Below are 24,714 nucleotides of genomic sequence, written 5' to 3'. Positions count from 1 at the left end.
GAAAAGGGGGTTAACCCTTAAATACTCGATTAATACCAAATAATTAACAGCAAAAACAAGGTGTAAACATGATGAATTCGAGAGAAAAATATGGGGCTATTGCCTTATTGGCAGTAGCTTTTGTGTTAGTAATGGCCTTTGGAGTAATACCAATAAGTCATGCTGCTACTCCAGTAACAATATCATCAGGTAGAGGAGCAGAATTTCCAAGCATAGTAAGCCCTGGTTCAACTGTTGAAATTGCATTTAACTTTACTATAGCAGCACCATCATCTGGATATTACCAGTTATACCTTTATTATCCAACAACATCAGGATATGTCACTGAGCCTGTTTCTCCAACATTCTTCTTAGATTCAAATGCACAATATTTAGCTGTAAATGTAACATTAACTCCAAATGAGGTTCAACAATTTGTTAGTAACATAGAAAAGTATCAAAATATAAGCGGGTATGACAATTTAACTGTTTTCATTGCATTAAATACACCATATACTCCAACAATAACAACAACAGCTCCGGTTATAGGGACAAACCAGTTTACTTTATTGTTAACACCTGCACTTCAAACTGCTATAAATGGTACTAGAGATATAAGCTATTATACATTATATAATGTGACAACAAATAGAACGGTATACAAATTAAATGTTACATTGACTTCACCAGTAAGTAGCAATGTATTGCCTAATTATGGTTATAACAAAAGTACAACAAACGTTACTTTAATATTGAATTTATTAAATAGCAATTATATGAATTATCCAATAATGTTATATGAAAATCAAACGGAATACAACAAGTCACCTTCAGGATTTCATTCGGTTAGTAGTTCAGATTTACTATCAAAAGGATTTAGTAGCGAGATTTATTCAAGTAATAAAATATACTTAAATGGTGCATTATATCCAGCAACTGCTTTACCTTTGGTTACTAACGTGTTAACAGCTAACTTTGGTTTAGAATACTCATACTTTGAAGGTAATGTTTTGCAACTAATAGTCTATAATGCATCATCTCAAGTTAGTTTAACTGCAAAGAAAGGTTATGTTGTAGAATACTTTGAAGCTGCATCAAATAGTGTTCCTATAAAACCATCTACTTCAGGTAGTTTAACAGAAAATGTTACATTATATTCGCTTAGTAATTTAGGCGTTAGTGTAACTCCATCAACGGTCTTAAACATATTCCCAAGTACGCAGTTATCATCGCCATCAAGTTATGAGTTATATCCTGGCGGAACATTTTCTTATGATTTATTAGCAGCAAACTTCCCATCAGGTAGCAATATAACATCAACTGGAATTTACTTTATAAATCCTGTTAATAAAACAGTTCAAAACACAAGTGCCGCGATAAGTGGAGCTCCATTATTTTATGCATTAGAAGGCGATGAATATGCAGAACCAACTGCAACGCCGACTTATGCCCCAACTCCTACATCATCATTTACTGTAACTCTGCCTTTAAATGATCCATATTGGGGATCTCCTGTAATACTATATATAAAGACTAATAATAGTGTAATAACTTATGCGGTATCAACACCAGAGACAACATTACCAGAATTTGCTTCAGTATATCCAATTTATTACGTAGTATCAGCTGGTAGTAACGGAACTTTCAGTGAATTAAATACCACAGCAATATTATTAGGTCAGTACGTATTTGTTTATGGATATGGATTTTATCCCAATTTAAATGTTTCAAACATATCATATGTAACAAACGGAAGTACAGCTCCAGTAGTAAAACAGCTATTGTTATTATCAACACCAATGACTGGCAGTAATTTAGTAATGACAAACGAAAACGGTATATTCTATTTCGTTGCCCAAGTACCATATACAGGATCTATTGCCAACTTAGCAGTTAAAGCAGGTTCTTCTGGTTTACCGGTTTACTTTAATGTATCAACATTAAGCGTATCAAATGTACCTACATATAATAAGTTGAATTCATCATTACCATCATCAAAAATATATGCGTTAAAAACAGGAGATGCTATAATATATATAAACCCACAACTTGAATATGTTAAGCTAAACACATCATTGATGGTATGGTGGCCTGAAGTAGTACAAAACAAATATTACTACTTAGTTCCATATAATGCAACTCAACCATTTAGCTTAACAATTGCTGGAAAGAGCTTCTCATTTAGCGGAATAGCTCCTGTAAGTGATGGTGAATTCACAGCTCAAATAATAGGAGCAAATGCAACTGCGTATGCAAACTATCTTAACTTAACCAATTCATCAGTTATAAAATCAATTGATGTTACAAGTCAATTGGTTAATGGTTATGGATTTGTTACAGTAGAAGTTCCAAACGCAAACGGAGGAATAATTATATCATTAAAAGTTGCATCATATGAAAAGACGAGTAGTGGTATGGAAAGTGTTTCTGAATCATCTCCATCATATTCTAAGGTTAAAGTGTTAACAGCTTATGAAGTAATTGTTGGTAAAATGCCCATATATGCAGTTGATGAGGGTCCCACTTATATGGGTCCAGTAACAGGTTTAGATAACACAACTTTCATAGTATTAAATAATGTACCTATAACTGTTGTAGGATGGGGTTTCGTTCCTGAAACATCTCAAGGATTAGAATTTGAGGTTAATGGAGTACCAGTAGCAAATGTTTCAGCAATAGTAAATGGATACGCAGAAGGTACAATGTTTGTTAACCAAACTAATGGATTTATATTATCAGGAAGCGATTATAGTTTTACATTAGATCCAAGCAATGTTGAGATAGCAACTCCAACAAATGTGGTGCCTGCAGCATCAGAAGAGTTATATTACATAACACAAATAATAATACCAGTTAATGTTATATTCTCAGGATCAACTGTTTCAGTTGGTGAACCCTATATAGCATATGTATTGAATCCATTAATAACAATGCAAATATACAACTCTCAACTATCCCAGTTTACGAAATACTTTGCATTGGGCCCAAGCTCTACAGAGGCCTTTGTTTACAATAATGGAATGCAAATGGGTAAAGTAATGTCTGGACAAAACGTTGTTCCAACACCTCCAACTATGCAATCATTCTTGATAACACCACCTATGGTATCACAAGGTCAATTAATATTTGACTATAATGTATCATTAATATTCTTACCATGGCCTTCAGTATCAGCGCAAGCCTATGGTATAGGAGAAGCTGGTATAGTTTCAAATACATCATTTGAAGGTCTATATCAATCAGTTAGTGCGTTATCGACTCAATTAAGTAATGCGCAATCAAGCATAGAAGCAAATATAACAGAAGGCTTGAACTCCCTAGGTTCATCCCTATCATCTTCCATATCATCCCTAAGCACTTCACTATCAAACGTTAACTCCACATTAGAATCACAGATATCATCCCTATCATCTTCCATATCATCCCTATCAACTTCACTATCAAACGATTACTCTGCATTGTCATCTTCCATATCATCCCTAAGCACTTCACTATCAAACGTTAACTCCACATTAGAATCACAGATATCATCCCTATCATCTTCCATATCATCCCTAAGCACTTCACTATCAAACGTTAACTCCACATTATCATCTAAAGTTGCATCAATATCATCTTCACTATCATCATTAGAATCAACTGTTTCAGGTATAAGTTCCACAGTCTCATCCCTAAGTACAACAGTCTCATCATTAAGTTCCACAGTCTCATCCCTAAGTACAACAGTCTCATCATTAAGTTCCACAGTCTCATCACTTAGCTCATTACCAAGTACAGTCTCATCACTAAGCTCAACTGCATCATCTGCATCAAGCAGAGCCTTAAGTGCTGAATACTATGCATTAGGAGCATTAATAGTAGCTGTAATAGTATTAATATTAGCTGCATACATGGCCTTTGCTAAAATGTAAATAACCTTAATTTAAATAATTTTTTTAATTTTCTTTTTCATTCTTTTTGTGGGGTTAAGGTTGAGAAAGGTATTTGTGTTAGGATTAGATTCATTACCTCCAAAGGTATTATATGAAAATTATGGTAAAGGATTAGATTTTATTAGGGAAATTATTAAGGATTCTCAAAATTATTTAATGAAAACATGTCATCCTCCAATAACTGTGCCAGCTTGGATTTCAATGTTTACAGGTAAAACTCCAGGAGAGCTAGGGATATATGGATTTAGACATAGAAAGCCTGGAACTTTTGATTCCTATATTGTTAATTCAAATGATGTAAAAGAAAAAGCAATATGGGATGATTTGGGTAAAAAAGGGTTAAAAATGGGTTTATTTGGTGTACCTCCTACTTATCCACCTAAACCTATAAATGGATTTATGATAACAGATTTTAATACACCAAGTAAAGAAAAGCCTTATTCCTTTCCCCCTTGGATAAAAAATGAATTGCAAAATAATTTAAAAGAAGAACCAATATTTGATGTAGTTTATAGGACAGAGGATAGGGATAAGGCATATAATGATTTAATGGAAATGATTGATAATCATCAAAGAATTTTAAATTATTTAGTAAAGAAGAGCTGGGACCTTTTTCTATATGTTGAAATAGGAGTTGATAGAGCACATCATATGTTTTGGAAATATTTTGATAATTCTCATCCAAGATATGAATATCATGAAAAGTATAGCAATGCAATTCCAACAGTTTATAAGAAAATTGATAACTGGTTTTCCAATTTAATAAAACAATTACCAAAGGATACCATTTATGTTATAGTAAGTGATCATGGAACTAAAAGTATGATAGGCTCATACCCAATAAATCAATGGCTTATTGAACAAGGATTTTTAAAATTGAAGAAAGAAGTAAATAATGAAGGCACAGATTTAACATTTGATATTATAGATTGGAACGAAACAAAGGTGTGGGCTTGGGGTGGTTATTACTCTAGGTTTTTCTTTAACATAAAAGGAAGGGAGCCCCATGGTATAATAGAAAAAGAAGAAGTTGAAGGCTTAGTAAAGGATATTAAGAATTCAATAAACAAAATTAAGGGACCTAATAATGAAAATTGGAAAAATGAAGCATATTTACCTCAAGAAATTTATCCAGTTTCAAAAGGTGATGCTCCAGATCTAACAGTTTATTTGGATGATTTAAATTGGAGACCTATTGGAACTATTGGGTATAAAAGCATGTATTTAGAGAAAAACGATAAAGGGCCTGACGATTCAATGCACGATTGGTATGGAGTTTTTTCAATTTATGATCCTGAAGGAACGTTGAAAAAAGGAAATATGGGTGTCATAGAAATAAATAAAATTAGGCAGGTATTGGAAGAATTGGTTTTAAGTTAATGCTTAAATTTTCAATTATATTTTATTTTATGGGGGGTATGTTGATAACTTTAGCAATTGCAATAATATCATCATTGATTTCGTTCTTTGTAGCTTACATTTTAATAAAAGCATGGATAAATGTTGCAAAAAGGGAAGGGCTTGTTGGGATTGATATAAATAAAAAAGATAAAAGGGAGGTTGCTGAAGCTGGGGGCTTATGGGTAGTTATTTCTACAACATTTGGCTTATTAATTTTCGAGGGAATATATGTTTTCACAAAAAATAACTATTATAGCTTAAATGACCTATATTCATTAGTTATATTATTGGTTTTATCAGCATTCTTAGGTTTTATGGATGATATATTGGGATGGAAAAAAGGTGTTCCTCAATGGATTAGAATAATAGCAATGATTCCAATGGCTTTACCATTAATGATTGCAAAATATAATGCATATGTTTTATCAATACCATTTTTTAACAAGATTTACTTGGGTATTTTGTATCCCCTAGTTATTATTCCTATAGGAGTTTTAGGGGCTAGCAATGCCTTTAACATGATAGCAGGTTATAATGGATTAGAGGTAAGCAATGGATTGCTTTTATTGCTTTTTACATTAATTTTTAGCATAATAAAAGGATTATATTTTATTGCTTTTATTATTTTGATTGTAATAGGGGCAATGATTGCCTTTCTCCTTTTCAATTGGTACCCTGCAAAAGTATTTCCAGGAAATACATTTACATATGCTATAGGGGCATTTTATGCAGGTTTAATAATTATAGGTGATTTTCCAAAGTTTGGCTTAACTTTGTTTTTCCTATATTATATTGAATTAATTTTGTTTATAAGAGGATTATTCCATGGAATTTATAAGGAGAACTTTGGTAAAGTAAATTCTGATAATAGCCTAGATCCACCTTATGATAAATCATATAGTATTACTCATTTAGCAATAAAGGTTTTAAAGAAAGTTAAAGGAAAGGCAACTGAAAGAGGTGTTGTAATATTTATAATAATTTTACAATTAATTGTTGGAATAATTACGTTACTTTTGTTTATTTAATTCAAAAACTATAAATCCTTCGGAATTTGATACAAAATTTCTACTCATATGTCTTATTCCTTCTATGTAACCTTTTACTAAGAAAGGTGGATCAGTTTCCAATAAGATGAGATCATTGTTTGCATATATCTTCCCATTGTATTTTTCAATAGGATACCAAACCCAATCGTTTACAAATCCTTTAACATATTTTAAATCATAGTTTGTTTCCTTTAAATTAAATTCTTCAACTATTTTTTCATAATTATAGTCCTTCCCTTCAACATAATAAAATCTATCTATTTCTTTAAAACCTAAAGCCTTTGCCAACTGTATTGAAGGAACGTTTTTCTCATTTGCCGCTAGTCTAAATACACTTTTACCACTCATTTCCATCGCTTTTTTTGCTAAAGCTTTCCCAATTCCTTTTCTCCTTATTTCTTGCTTAACCCTTACCCCTTCAAACCATGCAAAATCATCAAAAATTCTTGCATGTATTATACCTACTATTTCTTCATTGCTAATTGCTTTGATAAATAATCCTTCATTTACCCATTTTTCAAAAAGCTCAGGCGTATAATCTCCCCATTCCCACGTATTTTCAGTTAGCTTATTTATTTTATCTTTGTCTTCTCTTTTGACTAGCTCGAATCTAATTGGTTCAAACAACTCAATCCCCTCATTTATTGTATACTAAGTTGTTCAAATATTTATATGAGAAATATTTATAAGTTCCGTATCGAATAATAGATACGGGTGAGAAAATTGGGTTGTGGTAGAAACTTCGGTTGGTATCCAGGTAATGGACCATTTAATTATTTACCACCATGGGAGAGGCCTGGGTATTATATGAGGTATGGAATACAAAATGTTGGGTTTGTTCCACCATTTGCATACGGTATTTCATTATCAAAAGAAGAAAGAATATCATATTTGCAAACAATAAAAAACAACTTAGAAATTGCTAAGACAAATATTGAAAAGGAAATACAAGATATAAATAATATTATTGAAAATTTAAAGAAGAGTTGATTTAATAAAATCAATTGTTTTCTTTAAACCCTCATTTAAATCTATTTTTGGTTCCCAATTCAAATCATTTTTTGCTTTTTCTATATCTGCAACGCTAAACCTTATATCATTTTTTCTAGGCTCATCATAGATTGGCTCAATGTAGACATTTAGAATATTTTCTATAATATTTAAGAGTTGCTTAATGCTTGTTTCTTTTCCAGTTCCAATGTTATATATTCCATTTGCTTTATATTTTATTGCATTTAAAAATGCGTTTACAACATCTTTTACATAAATAAAATCCCTCGTATTTCTTCCATCTCCATATATGATTGGTCTTTCATTATTTAAAATTTTAGAAATAAATATTTGTATTACTCCAGAATAGGGCCCCTTTTTCATTTTAGGACCATAGACGTTAAATAATCTTAATGCCGAACCCTTTAAACTATATTCCTTCATATAAGAAAAAAGGATTTCTTCTTCCATCAATTTTGTATAACCATATAAATTTATTGGGTTTTTCTCATCATCTTCTTTTATTGGCATGTGATTTTTTTCACCATAAACTGCTGCACTGCTTGCAATTGTTACATATGCATCAGTTTTTCTAGCCAATTCCATAATGTTAACAGTTCCCATAACATTTGATTTAAATGTATTTAAAGGGTTAATTCTGGATTCTTCTACATTTACTATTGATGCCAAATGTATTATATTAATTTCTTCTTTAATATTTTCAATAAATTTTATTTGATCATAATTAGATACATCAGCAATAACAATTTTTTTATTTCTTTCATAAGAATTTGATGAATATAAATTATCTATTATTAAAAATTCTTCTTTATTTTTATCTAATTCATCTGATATATTACTTCCTATGAATCCTGCTCCACCTGTTATTATATACATTGTTTACCCCAGTATAGAATTGTTGTAAGGATTTAATTGTTTATTTAAAAATTTTAAACTCTTAACTATTATTTATAATCGAGGAATTATGAGCGTTTCAATAAAATCTTTAGAAAAAAGCTATTCAAAAACAAAGATTTTGAAGGGAATAGACTTAGAAATAGATAAGGGAGAATTCTTTGTTTTGCTTGGATTCTCAGGATCAGGAAAGACAACGCTTTTAAGATGCATTGCTGGTTTGGAAAAGGTGGATTCTGGGAAAATAATAATTGATGGTGTTGATGTAACAAATTTAGAGCCTTCTAAGAGAGGAGTATCGATGGTATTTCAAAATTATGTTCTATATCCTCATAAAACAGTTTATGAAAACCTTCTTTTGCCAGTAGAAGATAAAAAGGATGCAAAGAAAAAAATAGAAGAAATAAGCAAGGCATTAGGAATTCATGAATTATTAGATAGAATGCCTTCACAATTATCAGGGGGGCAACAGCAAAGGGTAGCTTTAGCAAGGGCATTAATTAAAAATCCGAGGGTTTTACTCATGGACGAACCATTAAGCAACCTAGATGCTCCCCAAAGGATTTCTGCAAGAAGATTTATTAAAGAATTGCAGAGAAAAGAAAACATAACAACAATTTATGTTACTCATGATCAAATAGAAGCAATGGCATTAGCAGATAGAATAGCAGTGATGAAGGATGGAAAAATTTTACAAATAGGTAAACCTGAAGAGATATATAATGATCCTATAAATGAATTTGTTGGTTCTTTTATTGGGGATCCTCCTATGAGTATTATAAATGGAAATTTTATGAAAATTGATAAAAAAATTGGTATAAGGGCTGATGACGTAGTTATTGGGGATGGAGAACTAGAAGGAGAAGTTGTTGATGTAGAGTTTATTAATGGTAAATATCTTGTTCATATAAAATTTAATGGATCTGAATTAAGGGGTTATTATTATAAAAGAATTAATGAAGGAGAAAAAATAAAATTTGAAATAAAAAAATATAGGGTGTTTTAGATGAAATATTCAATGCCCTATTTTGCCTATATAATATTGTTGGGAATTGCACCTTTTGCTGCAACTTTCTTATTAGCTGGTGTTGGAGTTAAAAGCATTGTTTTAGTTTACAAGCTATATCCTATTTACCAAATAATAGCAAATACATTTATTTATACTACAGTAACATCTGTTTTAGCAACATTAATTGGTTTATTAGCAGCTATTGCTATAGATGCCATAAACAACAAAACATTACAGCTAATCCTTGCATTTTTAGTAATGTTGCCTTATACAATACCTTTTACCTCTGCAGCATTAATTTGGTCTATTAGTTTTTATGGCCCATATGGATGGTTTACTTATTTATTAGGTTTAAAATATGATCCCTTGCTATTATCTTCTACAGCAATGCTTGGTGTAATATTAGTAAGCGTTTGGGGATCAATTCCTATGTCATTTTTAATTATATTTTCTTCTTTGAAGTCAGTTCCAAAAGAAATAAAAGAAAATACATTAATGGATGGGATGAAGAAGAGCGAATATTATTTTAAGATTGCATTACCATTAATAGGTAAGGCTGTATTAATAGTATTTCTATTAAGTTTTGTTTTTTCCTTGGGCGCTTTTGATACACCTTATATTTTAACAGGTGGTGGTCCACTTTTTTCTACTACAACATTAGGCCTCGCTGTTTATACAATTTCATTTAAATCATCTTTAAGGCAGGCATTATCTGGAGGAGCGTTTGCAGCAGCTATTTTAGCTGTTATTGCAACAATACCAGCACTTCTTTATGTTAAGGCGTTGAGAGCTCAAAGAGTCCCATTTCCATCATTAAACATAAAAATAAATAACAAATTAATGATGGGATTAATAACAATATTTTTGTTTTTATTAATTTTCTTCTTAGACTTCCCAATTTATTACATGTTTTTGGCAGCATTTAGAACACCAGAAATGGATTTTACTTCACCACCAGTTTTGTTACCTGTTGGATTAACATCAAGTTATTTTATACAGGCATTAAAAGAATCAATACCTTATTTGATATCTACAGTTGTTGTTTCTCTTATTTCCCCTATAATTTCAATTTTACTTGCCTCTCCCGCATCTTATGAAATATCTAGGGGAAAAAATTCATGGATCTTACCCTTATCTATGTATCTATACTCTTTACCAGTAATGGTATTTATAATACCAATATATATATTTATTTCTAAAATAAATTTATTAAACACTTGGTGGGCGCTAATAATTACGATGCCATTATATGGAGCTTTGTATGCATTATGGCTTATGTATAATTACTTTACATTATTACCCAAATCATATGATGAAACAGCAGAGCTATTTGGTATAAAGAATAAGTTCTTAAGAATAATAATGCCTTTAAGTAGGCCTGCATTGTTTTCAACTCTTCTTTTATTGATAATTGGTTCATGGCATGCATTATTTGTCCCATTGGTTTTAACAGAGACCCCTTATAATTTTTCTTTTCCTCCAAAAGGGGCACAAACTTTATCAATATTTGCATTGCTAGCAATTGGAGATGTTAGCGTTAATTGGTCATTATTGGCTGCTTCAGCTGTTGTCACAGCATTACCTGTTATGATATTATCAATAATATCAATAACTAGGGTATTAAAAGGATCTTATAGTGGGGGAATCAAATTTATTTGATTTGTAAATAGTTTGTTAAATAAGTTTTTATATAAGGATAAGCTAAATTAATAACGGTGAAAAGATGTCCAAGAAATATAAGGATAGTGTATCTATGAAATTATTATCTTCAATTATTGTTGTTATAATAATTATAATTGGAGTTGCTGTTTTCTCTTTGTATTATGGAAGTAAACAAAAGTTATCTACATCAACTACAATACAAACTACATCGTCTTCATCAAGTCTACCCCCGCAGACAATAACAGTATTTATGTATAGCGGTGGAGGAGCTAATTTCCTTAATAAAACTGTAATTCCAATGTTTGAGAAGCAATATCCAAACATAAAAGTACAGTTAATAACAGTACCATATAGCCAATATTTCTCTGCAGTTTCTACAGCATTTCAAGCTAATTCTACTCAATATGATATAGTTTTATACACTCATGGAACTGCATACCAATTTTGGCCATATTTATTACCATTAAATAATTCAGGCATTAATGTAAGTGATTTGTTAAACGGAGCTATGGCAGATGGAGGTTATTATTATAATCCTACAAACGGTAAAAATGAGATGGTGGGTATATTATTTGGTTCAAGTTTCTATATTTTGGCATATAATACAAAACTATTCAATAATACACAATTGCAACAGGAATTTTACAATGAATATCACTTCAGCTTGAATCCATGGACATGGAAGAATTGGACTCAAGTTTTAGATGTAGATCAATTCTTTGTTTCTCACAATATAACTAAATATGGATTTTTAATTGCTGATAGTGCATCTGGAAATGATATAGATTATGCATATACTGCAGTTTATTATTGGTATTATGAAAACAACAAAACAGTTAGCAACGGTCTCCCATCTGGTTTGCCAAATTGGGGTATTTATTTTTACGGTATTAATTCAACAGGCAAGTTCCCAATGATAGCATTAAATACTAGTGTAGGGATCCAAGCTTTAATAACTTACAAAGAGCTTGTTAACTATGAACCTAATCCTTTACAATTACCAGTTGGTTATGATAATTTACCGGATCTAATTGCTCAAAATATTTCTCCTGGGGCATTTATGTGGAATTCTCAAATAGATGCCATACCAAAGAATTACAGTAAATATCTTGCATTTGCACCATTACCTGGAGGTTATGCAGAACCTGGACCCACATTTTTAGGTATAAGCAAGTTTTCAACACATGTGAAGGCAGCAGAACTTTTCTTACAGTTCTTGGTCAGTCCTCAAGTTCAAGTTCTATCATCAGTTCCTGTTTCAAAAATCGCATTTGAACAAATAATATCAAATACCTCAATTCCATATTTGATAAGAGAAAGATATAATGCAACATTGATTGCTTCCCAAAAAGCATATGCTGGAGTGGGAACTGGAGTTCCATCTCAAATTCCAACTTTAACTACTTATTTGGTTGATGGTATTTTCTCATATTTATCAAATCAAACAAATAATCCTCAAGAGGTAATGAATACAATAACTCAAAAATGGATAAATGCTCTTCAAGCATATTATAGTTAAAATTACTTAATAATTAATTGTCTAAATAATACTAGTAAATAATTTTTATTTTATTCAATTTTTTAAATGGATAGAAAAATTTATATACCTTGTATTACATAAACAAAAATGGCTTAATGGAGGTAGGAATTTTGGTTAGAAAAATACTTGTGGGAATTCTATTAGGAATAATGATGCTGAGCTTTGTTTTACCGTATACATATATTAATGGTAAAGCACAGACAACACAGTATCCAAGGTTAAATACAATAACAGTACTGACTTTTGGAGGAAATGATTTAAATGGATTAGAAGCTTTTACATCTGGATCAATACAGATGTACACATTCCCTATACCCCCTTCTAAAATAACTTCATTACCATCAAATGTCTCTGTTTATATAATGCCTGTCGGAATTTATGATGTATTATTAAACCCAGTGAACACTACTTGGGGATTTAATCCATTTATGTTCCAACCTGTTAGATATGCTGTTAATTATTTAGTAAATAGGCAGTTCTTCGTACAACAAATATTAGGAGGTTATGGAATGCCTGAGTATGGTCCATATGCTGGGGAATATGAGGCTTTAGCAACATCTAATGCAACTGCAAAATATGTTGGAATAACTTATAATTTAACATATGCAAATCAAACAATATATAATACATTAATCAAACACGGTGCCCAATATATAAATGGAAAATGGTATTATAATGGTAAACCAATAACAATTTATTTCTTTGTAAGAACTGATACAATTATAAGACAAGAATATGCATCTGATCTAATAAATGAATTAGAGCAATTAGGTTTTACTGTACAAACTATATCAGGAAACTTAGCTAAACAAAACTTGCTTATATATGGTAGTGATCCTGCAAATTCTACTTGGAATATTGCAATAGAATCATGGAGTGGAGGATACTCATATTATGAATATGGAAACCCAGTAGAATTTTATTCAACTTGGTACAGTGCAGTTCCTGCTACAAGCCAATTATACTTATCATTTGGTTCATATAATGATTCAGCTAGAGAAACACCTGATTTATTAAAAATGCAAACAGAAATTGATAATATATCTTTACAATTATTAAACACAAACTTCAATACATCAAAGCAATATTATAGTCTTCTAAATCAATTAGTTTCATTAGGTATGAATGAATCAATAAGAGTATTTATTGCTAGATCTTTTATACCAATTTATGGAAGCCCTACATTACAAGGGGTTCTTCCATCAATATATTATGGATCAGTACTAAATACTCCTAACTACATGACAATGTATACTCCATCAGGAGTAGCAACAATAGGGGTTAGGTATTTATCCCAAGGAGCTATGAATCCAGGCTTTGGATTTACAGATGCATATTCTGTAGACTTAGCTTATGCGCTCATATATCCCTTAAGCGAAGCTGGACCAAATGGATATACAGTTCCAACTGGTGTTATACTTAAGGTAGTTAATGAATCTAATACAACTAGCATATTAGTTCCACAAGATGCATTAGTTTACAACACAACTGCAAATAAGTTACAAAGGGTAGAACCAAACACATATGCACAGCTCGCAATAATAGCTAATTTTGCACCAATAATACAAAATACTAAGTTTGCTGATGGACAAAACGTGACACTTGCAGATATATTAAATATTTATTTAGAAGCTGCTAAGATGGTATCACCTAATAATTCAATAAGTGATTCGGCAGTTCAAGGATTCTATAGTTCATTTATAAATTCAATAAGTGGATTTAAGATAATAAACTCAACAGCAATAGAAATATGGGGTAATGTAAGATTCTTTGATCCATTATATGCTGCAGAAACATTATTAGGTGATTTCTTACCTTTGGGAGGTTATAGTCCAGCATCCTTATTCCCATGGCAATTATATTCAGCTATGAATAAATTGGTATCATCAGGAATGGCTGCATGGGATCAACCTACTGCAGAACAGAAAGGAGTAGATTGGCTAAGCATTGTTAACTTAAAAGACGTCTCTAATATATTAAGTGCATTGCAAAACTTCTCATCTACAAATTATATATCACCTACATTGCTTGAAGTACAAAACTTAAGTGGGGTCACATTAGTTACACCATCTAGTGCACAAAGCGGTTATCAAGCATTAATTAACTATATTAATACTTATGGGAATGCATTTGTAAGCAACGGACCTTTTATGCTAACCAGTTATAATGTCAATACAGGAGCTATATTAAAGAGAAATCCATATTTTAACATGACGCTGCCAAGTGTAGTATTGGCTACACCTATGATATACACAACTAGCATTAATGTGCCAACTATATTAACACCAGGGCAAACATTAACTGGAACCGTATCTCAAACACCTGATAATGGATCTAAAGTTTCGCAACAACCAGCTCCAAATGTTATAGTTTATGCTCAATTAATAGATAGTAATGGGAATGTTGTTAAGGTATATAATACAACAACAGGAGCTAATGGGAACTTTGAAATAACCTTACCAAGTAATCTACCTACAGGTAAGTATTATTTAAGAGCATATGCCTACACATATCAAAACATATTCATGTTCCCTGTAGTATATTCCTTATTTGTAGTACCATCAACCACCACAACATCAACCACAACATCAACCACATCAACCACAACTCCATCAACCACCACAACATCAACCACAACATCAACCACATCAACCACAACTCCATCAACCACCACAACATCAACCACAACTCCATCAACCACCACAACATCAACCACAACATCAACCACATCAACAACAACAATAATCGCAGTAGCAGTTGTGATTGTAATTATAGTAATAGTTGCGGCAGTTTTATTGGTTAGAAGAAGATAAATATAAATATCATTTTGCTATAAAAATATAAACCTATTTTTATTTTTTATTAAAATGCTACTGGGGAAAAATTATGGGTTATAAAGCATACCTAGTAAAGGAGATTATAATTTACATAACAGTATTAATTGCTGCCATGAGTATTTTATATTTATTTACATATCCCATTATACAAAAGTCTTTATTAGCAACAGTCAATACTGATGTCGCAGCTTTTAGATCTTCATTTCTTAAAAAATCTGCGGGACATGCTGTTAATATAACCCAAGTTAATTTATTAGCAGATAAATATAAGCAATCATTATTAAGTGCTTATGGATTAAATCAACCAATTTTTATAAAATATGCGATTCAAATGAAAAATTTGTTATTATTCAGGTTTGGAAATGCATATTTTTTAAGCGCTCCTTCTGGAAGTATAAAGGTTGCTGATATAATTGCTGCATATTTACCTTATACCATATTATTGTTCACTACTGGTACTATTATAGTTATTGTAATTGGTACAATATTAGGTCTTTTATCAGCTAGGTATGCAGGTACAGCATGGGATAAAATTATTCCAACTATTGCTATAATACATTCTAGTTTACCTACCTGGTGGCTTGGATTTCTTTTAATAGCAGCATTAGCATATGGTATAAAGATATTTCCTCCTGGAGGAATTGTTTCAGTTCCGCCTCCCAAAGAACCCTTTATGTATGCTATTAACTTACTCTATCATATGGCATTGCCTTTATTAGCGTTTTTTATAGTAAATGTTGGAGGATTTGCTTATGTTGTTAGAAGTCTTGTTATAAGCGTCACAAAAGAAGATTTTGTAACAACAGCAAAAGCAAGAGGTTTACCAGACTCAAGGATTTTATATAGACATATATTGAGAACTGCATCACCATCTATTTCAACTCAGGTTGCCTTGGCCATAGCAGGCTCTTTTGCTGGGGGTCTTACAACAGAGATAGTTTTTAATTGGCATGGAGTCGGATGGTTAACTTATGTTGCTATATTGCTAGAAGATGTACCTGTTATATTAGGAATTACTTTTGTTTTAACAGTAATTTTACTAATAGCTCTTTTCATTGATGAGTTAGTTAAGGGAATATTAGATCCGAGAATAAAAGCAGGTGAATGATATGTCTAATGAAGTAGGTATTAAATCATATATAAATGTATTAATTAAAAATAAATCAGGTCTTATAGGAATAATAATGATTATTATTTATGTTATCTTATCTATTTATGGTGTAGTTAATTATGGTTATGTTTCACAAGAATGGAAGAACATACCATATTGGGAAACTTATCCAAAAGTAGCACAACCAGCGTGGATGTCAATTTTTAATCCATCTAAAATATTTACTACAGTATCATATACATCAAAACCTAGTTTAATTTATTCTGGAAATGGGTTAAATATATATCAAATTACGTATAACTTTACATGGAATAAAGATGTACCTCCATCAGATGTAGTTTTTTATTTAAGTACAAATGGAAGTTTACAAAGCCTTCAGGTTTTATGGATAAAACCTAATGGAAATAATTTTACAATGTCGATATCTTCTTCTCCTGGAAATATAAATGATTTGGTATCTTTTTCTAGTTCAATACAAAGTTATATAGCTACTCAGGTTAAAACAGTTCCTTCTCAAATAACAGCTCCGATATTAAGCAAAGCATTGTTTGGTTATCCTGGGCCTAATTTATTGAATGGAACAGCTATGAAAGGAACTTATAAGGCAGTTGTTACTATAATCTCTTCTCAAAATGTTAAAATCTTATCAAATAGAATTTATTTAGAAGGAAATGCATATGGGTTATTTGGAACAGATATTGATGGGAGACCTTTAGATTTAGGTATATTATTAGGTTTTTCTAATGCATTGGAAATTGGTCTACTTACGTCAATTATTTCTGTTATAGGAGGGGTAATCGTTGGGGGTATTTCAGGTTATCTTGGTGGTAAGGTTGATTCAGGGTTAAATTGGTTAACGTTAGTAATATTAGTTTTACCTGCACTACCATTTTTAGTTGTCTTATCATTTGTTATGAGACCTAATCTTTTATTAGAGTCATTATTAATAGCATTTTTAAGTTGGCCATTTTATGCTATAATTGCAAGATCTGCAGCTCAAAGTATCAAAAATGAAGTATTTGTTGAAGCGGATAAAGTATTGGGAATACCATCTTATAGAACATTTTTAACTCATTTCATGCCAAGATTGACTCCATTTGCCATAGCATATACTGCATTAGGAGTCCCGGCAGCAATAATATTAGTGCAAACACTAGCATTTTTAGGGTTAGCACCATATGGTATATTAACATGGGGTACAATATTAAATAGTGCAGAATCAAACTTTGCGGCAGTAAATGGTTGGTGGTGGTGGATTCTCTTCCCTGGTATCATGATAATATTGGTATCTATACCTTTTGTAATGATAGGTTTTGCTATAGAAAAGGCAATTTTTGGAGGTAAGTAAAATGCCTATATTAAGCATTAAAAATTTGTCTATTCATTTTTATACACCAAAAGGAGTTAGGAAGGCTGTAGATAGGGTAGATTTGGAATTAAATAAAGGAGAGGTTATAGGAATAGCTGGAGAAAGTGGATCAGGCAAGAGCACATTAGCATTAGGGATAATGAGACTTATCACATATCCTGGAAGAATAGTTTCTGGGGAAATATATTTTAATGGAGAAAACATATTAAAAATGAGTGAAGATGAATTTAATAAGAAAATAAGATGGAAGAAAATTGCAATGATATTCCAAGGATCTATGAACGGTTTTACACCAGTTTTTAAGATAGGGGATCAGATAAGGGAAGTAATGGAAATTCATGAATATAACGGTGATTACGAATCAAGAATTAAGGAATTATTAAATATGGTAGAACTAGATGAAAGCGTCGCTAACAAGTATCCACATGAATTATCTGGTGGAATGAGGCAAAGGGCATTTATAGCAATGGCATTGGCATTAAATCCTGAAATACTAATATGCGATGAGCCTACAACGGCATTAGATGTAATAACACAGGCTAAAATAATAAATTTGTTAAAAAAATTAAAAAAAGAATTAAATTTATCAATAATATTTATAACTCATGATCTAGCATTGCTTTCAGAAATATCGGATAAATTATATATAATGTATGCTGGAGGAATTATGGAAAGAGGTAATTCATTAGATATATATAAAAATCCAAAACATCCATATACACAATTATTAATCGAGGCGATTGCTGATATAAATAAAGATTATATTAAAGGTATACCTGGATTTATGCCTGATTTGGCAAACTTGCCAAGCGGGTGTAGGTTTAGCAATAGATGTCCTTTTGTTATGGATATATGCAAAAAGAAAGAGCCTGAGCTGAAAAGATTGGAAGGTGATAGATATGTCTCATGTTGGTTATATTGATCCTAATTATATATTTTACATAAAAGATTTAAAAGTATACTTTACAAAAGGAGGTTTTCTATCAAAACCTCTTATAACAAAGGCTTTAGATGGAATAAACTTGAAGATTAGGAGGAAAGAAGTATTAGCATTAGTAGGAGAAAGCGGTAGCGGTAAAACCACATTAGGTAGAACTTTAATTGGGTTGCAAAAACCAACCTCTGGACAAGTAATTTATAATAGAGATGGTAATAATCCTATTTTAATAGATCCTAAAGCTAAGCATATAAAAAAGGTAAGAAGAGAATTGCAAATGATTTATCAAGATCCATACTCATCTATTGATCCATACATGAAGGTATATAATGCAATGGAACAGCCATTAAAATATGCAGGAATAAAATCAAAGGAGGAAATAAATAAGAAGATTGAGCAATCTCTAAAAATGGTTGGACTTCCATATGATTTGGTACAAAACTATGTTTTTCAATTATCTGGTGGGCAAAGGCAGAGGCTTAGCATAGCTAGAGCATTATCATTAGATCCAAAGTTTTTAGTTGCTGATGAGCCAGTTACCATGCTTGATGCATCATTAAAAGGGGAAATAGTTGAAGTTTTAAGCAAAATAAATAAGGAAACTGGTATAACAATTTTATTTATAACTCACGAATTACCAATTGCAAAGATAATTGCAAATAGGATAGCTGTTATGTATAAAGGAAAAATTGTAGAAGCAGGCAATGCAAAAACAGTTTTAACAGATCCATTGCATCCCTATACTAAGGCATTATTGGAAGCATATCCTAGAATTGATCCGACTTTAAAGGATACTTATAAGACAGTAAATGTTAAAGAAGAAGGAAAGATTGTTTCTAACGGTTGTCCATTTTATGATAGGTGTCCCTTTGCAACGCAAAAATGTCTTGAACAGAATCCACAATTAAAAGAAATAAGTTCAGATCATGAAGTTGCATGCTGGCTTTATTAAGAGAAGTGAAACTATGGAGAAATACTTTAAGGAAATAATAATTGGTTTTTTTATGTTATTGTTTTCTTTTGTTTTAACTTATTTTGGCAAAGCTTATCAAAATTTGTGGATTTTAGTATTTGCTATGTCGTTTAGTTTGGCAGGTGCATTAATAGGGTTAAGGGGGTTGGTTGAATTTTTAACAAAGGTTTTTAAAAAATAATAAGATAATTATTTAATTTTCTTCCATAGTAATAGTTATGGTGTAAGTTTTGAAAATTGCAGTGGTAGGAAGTAGAGGATTTGGTAGAGTTCACCTTTATGCATTAAATAAGTTGAAAAATGAGGGATATGATTTAAAGTTATATGTATTTAGTTCAGATAAAAGTGAAGCAGAAAAGTTGGGAAAAGAATTTATGGCTTCCGGCATATTTACCTCATATGATGAGATATTGTCATCAGATGTTGATATAGTTGATTTAATTGTGAGTCACGATTCACATTTAGATATGAGTGTTAAAGCAATGGAGAGAAAAAAACACGTTATCTTAGAAAAACCTATTGCTAGAACTGTAGAAGAAGCAACAAAAATAATTGAGAAAGCTAAAATTAGCAAGGTTAAATTTATGGTAGCAGAGAATTATTATTTTGACTCATCTATAAGAAAAGCAGTTGAGTTAACTAATAATGAACTAGGGAAGATATATTCAATTATAGTTAGATATTCAACATATAACCAACCAAGAACTTGGAGAAAAAATAAACAATCGATGGGAGGAGGCGCTTTAATAGATGGAGGAATACATTTTGTTGATGCTATGCTTAATTTAGGTGGAAGTTATGATAAGATATGTTCAATTAGCTATAAAACTTATGTAGATATGGAAGGGGAAGATACAACCGTTGCGATAATTAATTTCAAAAATGGGGCCAAAGGAACATTGATTTTCAGTTGGGGGATGAATAATTCACCTTTAGTTCCTGCTTTTGAAGTTTATGGAGAAAAAGGAACAATATATGAAGATCCTTATACAAGAAAAGTAGAAATATCTGGAAAGACTAAGTATGTAAGAAGGTTTGGTGATATAATTTATAATAATAATAGGGTTGAAATACCAGACTCTGATTCAATAAAAGATGAATTAAAGGGGTTTATAGATTCAATAATTAATGAAACACAAGTACCCATGCCTCCAGAAATAGCTTTAAGGGATTTAAGGGCGGTTTTAGATATATATGATTCAAATTGTTTTAAGCAATTAGCTTAGCAATTTTAGTATTTTTTCTTTGTATGGGGATTCATTTATAGCATCATTTAATACTTTTTTGTCCCTATTTTTCATATTTTCTGGTAAATTATTTTGCGCTTGAAGCCTCATTGCTATAACTTGTTTTGCAACATTGTCTGGCAATGATGATATTATTTTTAAGTTTGTCTTGCAAACTTCCTTATATTGATTATCATTAGCATATGTTTGAAGTCCTTTAAGAAAATCTGTTAAGGCATTAACAACTTGATCCTGTTGTAATCCTAATAATGATGAAAAAATACTTTTTAAAGTCTCCTCCCTTTTGTTTTCAGGAAGACTTAATAAAGATTTTATATCTAAAGACATACAACTCACCAAAATATTAATGTTGCCTAAAGATTAAATATTTATATATTTTATTTATATATCTTCAGAACTCAATTTTTTATAATTTATGCATTTTTTAGAAATTTCGTAATAATTGTCTATATCTCTTAAAGTTAATCTGATATATTCTCCATTTTTGCTTTTATGCATAGAATATTTTTTATAGATTTTAAGTTTAATTGTTTTTTCATTATATCCTTTAAATATTAATAAAACTATATCTTTAACTATTTCATTGTTGCAAACATCTTTATTTTCTTGCTCTTTATTTCTAATTTTGTATAGGCAATTAAATGCAATATCATAATAATTCAAAAATTCTTTATTGTTAAGTGATATTTTATAATCAAAATATAACATGGATTCTATACAATTTTTACCAAGTCCCTTTTTTATTAAACTTTCTATAATTTTTACTATTTTATCATTGCAATCTATACTCATTTTTAATCATTTAAAGGGTATGATTAAGGCTTTAAATTTTTTAGAGGCAAAAATATTTGTTAACTTATATGTATCTATATATCAAATGTTAAATAAAATTTTATGTAATATTGAAATAGGAGCATCTAAGAATGGAAAAGGTATCTGAAATACTAAATTCAAACCTTGAATGGTCTGATGTAGAGAGATTTCTTTATTATAGACCATATCATTACCATGTTTTAATAAAAAAGACAAATATTGGACATCCAAAAGAATCCGGGTATAAGCGATCCTATGGGGAATATAATGGAGAAAAATATGATTGGAGGAAAACTTTGATAGATGGAAGCTGTGCACATGTTAGAGAATATGATACATATTATATAGTGCATAGAGATAGGGTTAATCCAGATGACAATTTGATAAAGCATATAGCGCTAGATTCGCTGAAAAGTTTGCCAAAAATATTGCCATTTATAATTCCAATTCTTTTGTTGAGATATAATTATAAATTAGTTAAGAAAAAAAGATTGAGAAGATCTATTAAATAACATAAATAAATTAAAATATCTCATTTAAATTTCCTGATATTTTTGGTATATTTGCAAAGTACATTGTTAACCCCCCGGTTAACAATTACAAAAATATTTATCAAAAAAGATAATGATTTTTATAAATATTCATTTTTGAATGCAATCCTTACTAATATAATAATCATCAACCTTAACAAATGAATCATCGATTGGATTAAGGTATTTCGTACAATCATTTAAACCTGCTTTTATAAAAGCACTATGTCTATTTTTACATGATTCGCATTTTCCACAATGATATTTTTCGCTTAAATAGCAACTCCACGTATCATATATGGAATTTTCTAATATTCCATAACAAGTTTTTATTAGATCTGATTTTTTATATCCTTCTTTGCTAGGAGACCAAATCTCTATGTTCCTATCTCCTCTAAAATGACATATTTTAAAAGAAGATTGCAGAGATTCAATACATTCTGGACTACAATCTGGATATAGAGGTTCATAAGTATCTTCTCTAGGCTTAATATCATCATAATGGGAACCATAGATTATATAAATGTTTCCTTTATAGTTTTGTAAAATGCTATATGCATATGCTGTTGCTATTGATAACATTACAACATTCCTTATAGGTACAACAACACTTGGCATATAAGATTCCTCTACTTTTACACTATTGTCAGTTAATTGTGTTTCCTTCCAAAGTTCACCCATAAATGACATATCAACGACTTTATGCTCAACTATTTTGCCAAAATTATTAAATTTTTTAGATAAATTATTAAGTTTTTTTATCATTTCTTTTGCTATTTCGACTTCTTTATTTCCTTTTTGTCCATAGATGAAACTTAATACATGTACATCACAACCTCTTGAAAGCCATAAGGCAGTATAGCAAGTAGAGTCAGGTCCACCACTCATAATAGATACTGCTTTGCATGGCTGTTTAATGGTAGGTTTTATCCCTAAGCTAGACATTTTTGCATCCTCTTTTTAATTTAAGTTTAATATTTTTAACTTTAATCCTTAAAAAGAGTTTTATTGTTAAAAGGTTTAAGGAAAAAACTTAATATTTTGTATGATTGCTTATTATTTGGTGAAGAATATGAGTCAAGAAAAAGAAGTAGTTTATGTGTCAAAGGATTTATATGAAAAGATCAAAAAATACATTAAAGAACAAGGAACATTTAATTCTGTAGATGAATTGGTTGAATTTATGCTAAATGAATTATTGGATCAATCAACAAATGAAGTTATGACTAAAGAAGATGAGGAAAAGGTAAAAGATAGATTAAAAAGACTAGGATATATGTAATTTTTTAAATTTATTTAACGATTTATATGATTGATAATAGGGGGATTATAAACCATTTTTGATACTTACTATAACCTAAATGACATTTATTAGTTGTAATTTTGATTTAATTATTTATTAGGTTTATAATTTTGTTCTATAATAAATTATTTAATAAATCGTTCAACACTTTTTATAATAATAAATTTTTAAAGTATTATATATAATTATTTTTAACTGTTAGTAATCTACTTTTCGTTAATTTTTTTATTTATAAATTCATATAATTTATTTACATTTTCTTCTATAGAATTATTAACAGTATCTAGCAACAAATCGTATTCTTTAGGTTCTTCATATGGATCATCTATTCCAGTGAAATTTTTAATTTCCCCTTTTAATGCTTTTTTATATAATCCCTTTGGATCTCTTTTTATGCATTCTTCTAAATCGCATTTTACATAGATTAAATAAAAATCTGCTTCACTTTTTATGATATTTTTCACCTCATTTCTTACATCCTCATAAGGAGAAACAAAACTGCATATTGTAATTACACCATTCCTGGCTAAAATTTTTACAAAATTTGCTACTCTTATTAAATGTTTTCTTCTCTCTTCTTTAGTATATCCTGCATTTTGATCTATATTTTGTCTAAACCAATCGCCATCAATAATTTCTGCCTTATAACCTTCTTTCCTTAACCTTTCTTTAACTAAATTTCCTATAGTAGTTTTACCGCTTCCAGATAATCCTGTAAGCCAAAATACCAAACCTTTATCGAGGCATTTCATTTTTATCACAAATTATATTATAATTTTGCATATTTAAGTCTAACTTACATTAAATCGTATATACATTTTTAATTAAATATTATTAAACTTCTAATTAAATTTAATTAAGAGGTGAGAAAATGAAGCAGAGAGTTGGTGAACAAAGTTCAAAATACACGACTGTATCAATACCAATTACATTGTATGATAGGATAAAAAATTTAATAAATGGGACAGGATTTACTAGTGTTTCTCAATTCGTTATTTATGTATTGAGAGATGTCGTTGCAAGTATGGAACAGGAAAAAGTATCATCAAACATTTCTGAAGAAGAAAAGAAGGAAATTATAGAAAGGCTGAAAAAATTAGGATACATATAACGGTGA

The 24,714-nt window shown here is 30.3% G+C and carries 23 protein-coding genes; 17 read left to right on the top strand and 6 right to left on the bottom strand.

Features of this window, described 5'->3' with window-relative positions; all coding sequences use genetic code 11:
- Nucleotides 1-71: 71 nt before the first annotated feature.
- The 3 genes from CALAG_RS05265 to CALAG_RS05255 are packed head-to-tail and all read left to right on the top strand — an operon-like array spanning nucleotide 72 to nucleotide 6,340.
- Nucleotides 72-3,890, top strand: coding sequence for a hypothetical protein (locus CALAG_RS05265; protein ID WP_015232699.1), 3,819 nt, complete (start codon nucleotides 72-74; stop codon nucleotides 3,888-3,890).
- Nucleotides 3,891-3,950: 60 nt separating this feature from the next.
- On the top strand, nucleotides 3,951-5,291 hold the full coding sequence (locus CALAG_RS05260; RefSeq protein WP_048816781.1) for an alkaline phosphatase family protein: 1,341 nt from the start codon (nucleotides 3,951-3,953) through the stop codon (nucleotides 5,289-5,291).
- Nucleotides 5,292-5,329: 38 nt separating this feature from the next.
- Nucleotides 5,330-6,340: an MraY family glycosyltransferase gene (locus CALAG_RS05255; RefSeq protein ID WP_048816780.1), complete on the top strand. Its 1,011-nt coding sequence runs from the start codon at nucleotides 5,330-5,332 to the stop codon at nucleotides 6,338-6,340.
- Here CALAG_RS05255 and CALAG_RS05250 read toward each other — a convergent pair.
- Nucleotides 6,323-6,988, bottom strand: coding sequence for a GNAT family N-acetyltransferase (locus tag CALAG_RS05250; RefSeq protein ID WP_015232696.1), 666 nt, complete (start codon nucleotides 6,986-6,988; stop codon nucleotides 6,323-6,325). The genes CALAG_RS05255 and CALAG_RS05250 overlap by 18 nt on opposite strands.
- A gap of 96 nt (nucleotides 6,989-7,084) precedes the next feature.
- On the opposite strand from CALAG_RS05250, the gene CALAG_RS05245 reads away from it, so the two are divergent.
- On the top strand, nucleotides 7,085-7,351 hold the full coding sequence (locus CALAG_RS05245; protein ID WP_048816779.1) for a hypothetical protein: 267 nt from the start codon (nucleotides 7,085-7,087) through the stop codon (nucleotides 7,349-7,351).
- Here the strand turns inward: CALAG_RS05245 and CALAG_RS05240 are convergent.
- The gene (locus CALAG_RS05240; RefSeq protein ID WP_015232694.1) at nucleotides 7,337-8,248 is read right to left on the bottom strand and encodes an NAD-dependent epimerase/dehydratase family protein; all 912 of its coding nucleotides are present in this window, start codon (nucleotides 8,246-8,248) and stop codon (nucleotides 7,337-7,339) included. The genes CALAG_RS05245 and CALAG_RS05240 overlap by 15 nt on opposite strands.
- An 88-nt stretch (nucleotides 8,249-8,336) precedes the next feature.
- Between CALAG_RS05240 and CALAG_RS05235 the strand changes: the two genes are divergently transcribed.
- The 10 genes from CALAG_RS05235 to CALAG_RS05190 all read left to right on the top strand — a co-directional run bounded on the left by CALAG_RS05235 (nucleotide 8,337) and on the right by CALAG_RS05190 (nucleotide 20,930).
- Entirely contained in the window at nucleotides 8,337-9,272 is a 936-nt protein-coding gene (locus CALAG_RS05235; RefSeq protein WP_015232693.1) for an ABC transporter ATP-binding protein, read from the top strand.
- Entirely contained in the window at nucleotides 9,273-10,934 is a 1,662-nt protein-coding gene (locus CALAG_RS05230) for an ABC transporter permease (RefSeq protein ID WP_015232692.1), read from the top strand.
- Nucleotides 10,935-10,998: 64 nt separating this feature from the next.
- Nucleotides 10,999-12,456: an ABC transporter substrate-binding protein gene (locus CALAG_RS05225; RefSeq protein ID WP_015232691.1), complete on the top strand. Its 1,458-nt coding sequence runs from the start codon at nucleotides 10,999-11,001 to the stop codon at nucleotides 12,454-12,456.
- Between the two features lie 131 nt (nucleotides 12,457-12,587).
- Complete coding sequence (locus CALAG_RS05220) at nucleotides 12,588-15,290, top strand: ABC transporter substrate-binding protein (protein ID WP_015232690.1); 2,703 nt, start codon at nucleotides 12,588-12,590, stop codon at nucleotides 15,288-15,290.
- Nucleotides 15,291-15,363: 73 nt separating this feature from the next.
- Nucleotides 15,364-16,422 (top strand): ABC transporter permease, encoded by a 1,059-nt coding sequence (locus tag CALAG_RS05215; protein WP_015232689.1) that lies wholly within the window; start codon nucleotides 15,364-15,366, stop codon nucleotides 16,420-16,422.
- Between the two features lies 1 nt (nucleotide 16,423).
- Entirely contained in the window at nucleotides 16,424-17,773 is a 1,350-nt protein-coding gene (locus CALAG_RS05210; protein WP_015232688.1) for an ABC transporter permease, read from the top strand.
- Nucleotide 17,774: 1 nt separating this feature from the next.
- Nucleotides 17,775-18,716, top strand: a complete 942-nt coding sequence (locus CALAG_RS05205) for an ABC transporter ATP-binding protein (protein WP_015232687.1) — start codon at nucleotides 17,775-17,777, stop codon at nucleotides 18,714-18,716.
- On the top strand, nucleotides 18,694-19,683 hold the full coding sequence (locus tag CALAG_RS05200) for an ABC transporter ATP-binding protein (RefSeq protein WP_015232686.1): 990 nt from the start codon (nucleotides 18,694-18,696) through the stop codon (nucleotides 19,681-19,683). The genes CALAG_RS05205 and CALAG_RS05200 overlap by 23 nt, the downstream gene beginning before the upstream one ends.
- Before the next feature lie 13 nt (nucleotides 19,684-19,696).
- Nucleotides 19,697-19,885, top strand: coding sequence for a hypothetical protein (locus CALAG_RS05195; RefSeq protein ID WP_015232685.1), 189 nt, complete (start codon nucleotides 19,697-19,699; stop codon nucleotides 19,883-19,885).
- A gap of 49 nt (nucleotides 19,886-19,934) precedes the next feature.
- On the top strand, nucleotides 19,935-20,930 hold the full coding sequence (locus CALAG_RS05190) for a Gfo/Idh/MocA family protein (RefSeq protein WP_048816777.1): 996 nt from the start codon (nucleotides 19,935-19,937) through the stop codon (nucleotides 20,928-20,930).
- Here CALAG_RS05190 and CALAG_RS05185 read toward each other — a convergent pair.
- Both CALAG_RS05185 and CALAG_RS05180 read right to left on the bottom strand, forming a co-directional pair.
- Nucleotides 20,922-21,278 carry a transcriptional regulator gene (locus CALAG_RS05185; RefSeq protein ID WP_157463205.1) on the bottom strand — a complete coding sequence of 119 codons (357 nt, stop codon included), beginning with the start codon at nucleotides 21,276-21,278 and terminating at the stop codon, nucleotides 20,922-20,924. The genes CALAG_RS05190 and CALAG_RS05185 overlap by 9 nt on opposite strands.
- Nucleotides 21,279-21,332: 54 nt before the next feature.
- A complete protein-coding gene (locus CALAG_RS05180) occupies nucleotides 21,333-21,743 on the bottom strand; it encodes a hypothetical protein (RefSeq protein WP_015232682.1) in 411 nt (136 codons plus the stop codon).
- Nucleotides 21,744-21,874: 131 nt separating this feature from the next.
- Between CALAG_RS05180 and CALAG_RS05175 the strand changes: the two genes are divergently transcribed.
- The gene (locus tag CALAG_RS05175) at nucleotides 21,875-22,276 is read left to right on the top strand and encodes a hypothetical protein (protein WP_015232681.1); all 402 of its coding nucleotides are present in this window, start codon (nucleotides 21,875-21,877) and stop codon (nucleotides 22,274-22,276) included.
- A gap of 129 nt (nucleotides 22,277-22,405) precedes the next feature.
- Here CALAG_RS05175 and CALAG_RS05170 read toward each other — a convergent pair whose 3' ends face one another.
- On the bottom strand, nucleotides 22,406-23,239 hold the full coding sequence (locus CALAG_RS05170) for a 7-cyano-7-deazaguanine synthase (protein WP_015232680.1): 834 nt from the start codon (nucleotides 23,237-23,239) through the stop codon (nucleotides 22,406-22,408).
- A gap of 127 nt (nucleotides 23,240-23,366) precedes the next feature.
- Between CALAG_RS05170 and CALAG_RS05165 the strand changes: the two genes are divergently transcribed.
- On the top strand, nucleotides 23,367-23,576 hold the full coding sequence (locus CALAG_RS05165; RefSeq protein ID WP_157463204.1) for a CopG family transcriptional regulator: 210 nt from the start codon (nucleotides 23,367-23,369) through the stop codon (nucleotides 23,574-23,576).
- A 227-nt stretch (nucleotides 23,577-23,803) separates the two neighbouring features.
- On the opposite strand, the gene cysC is transcribed toward CALAG_RS05165, so the two are convergent.
- Nucleotides 23,804-24,349, bottom strand: coding sequence for an adenylyl-sulfate kinase (cysC, locus tag CALAG_RS05160; RefSeq protein WP_048816776.1), 546 nt, complete (start codon nucleotides 24,347-24,349; stop codon nucleotides 23,804-23,806).
- 119 nt (nucleotides 24,350-24,468) lie between these two features.
- On the opposite strand from cysC, the gene CALAG_RS05155 reads away from it, so the two are divergent.
- The gene (locus CALAG_RS05155; RefSeq protein ID WP_015232677.1) at nucleotides 24,469-24,708 is read left to right on the top strand and encodes a ribbon-helix-helix domain-containing protein; all 240 of its coding nucleotides are present in this window, start codon (nucleotides 24,469-24,471) and stop codon (nucleotides 24,706-24,708) included.
- The last annotated feature ends 6 nt before the right edge of the window (nucleotides 24,709-24,714 follow it).

Origin of the sequence: Caldisphaera lagunensis DSM 15908, assembly GCF_000317795.1 — an archaeon.
GTDB classification, from domain to species: Archaea; Thermoproteota; Thermoprotei_A; order Sulfolobales; family Acidilobaceae; genus Caldisphaera; species Caldisphaera lagunensis.
The sequence above is the reverse complement of the archived record's forward strand: the minus strand, read 5'-3'. Positions and strand labels throughout refer to the sequence as shown.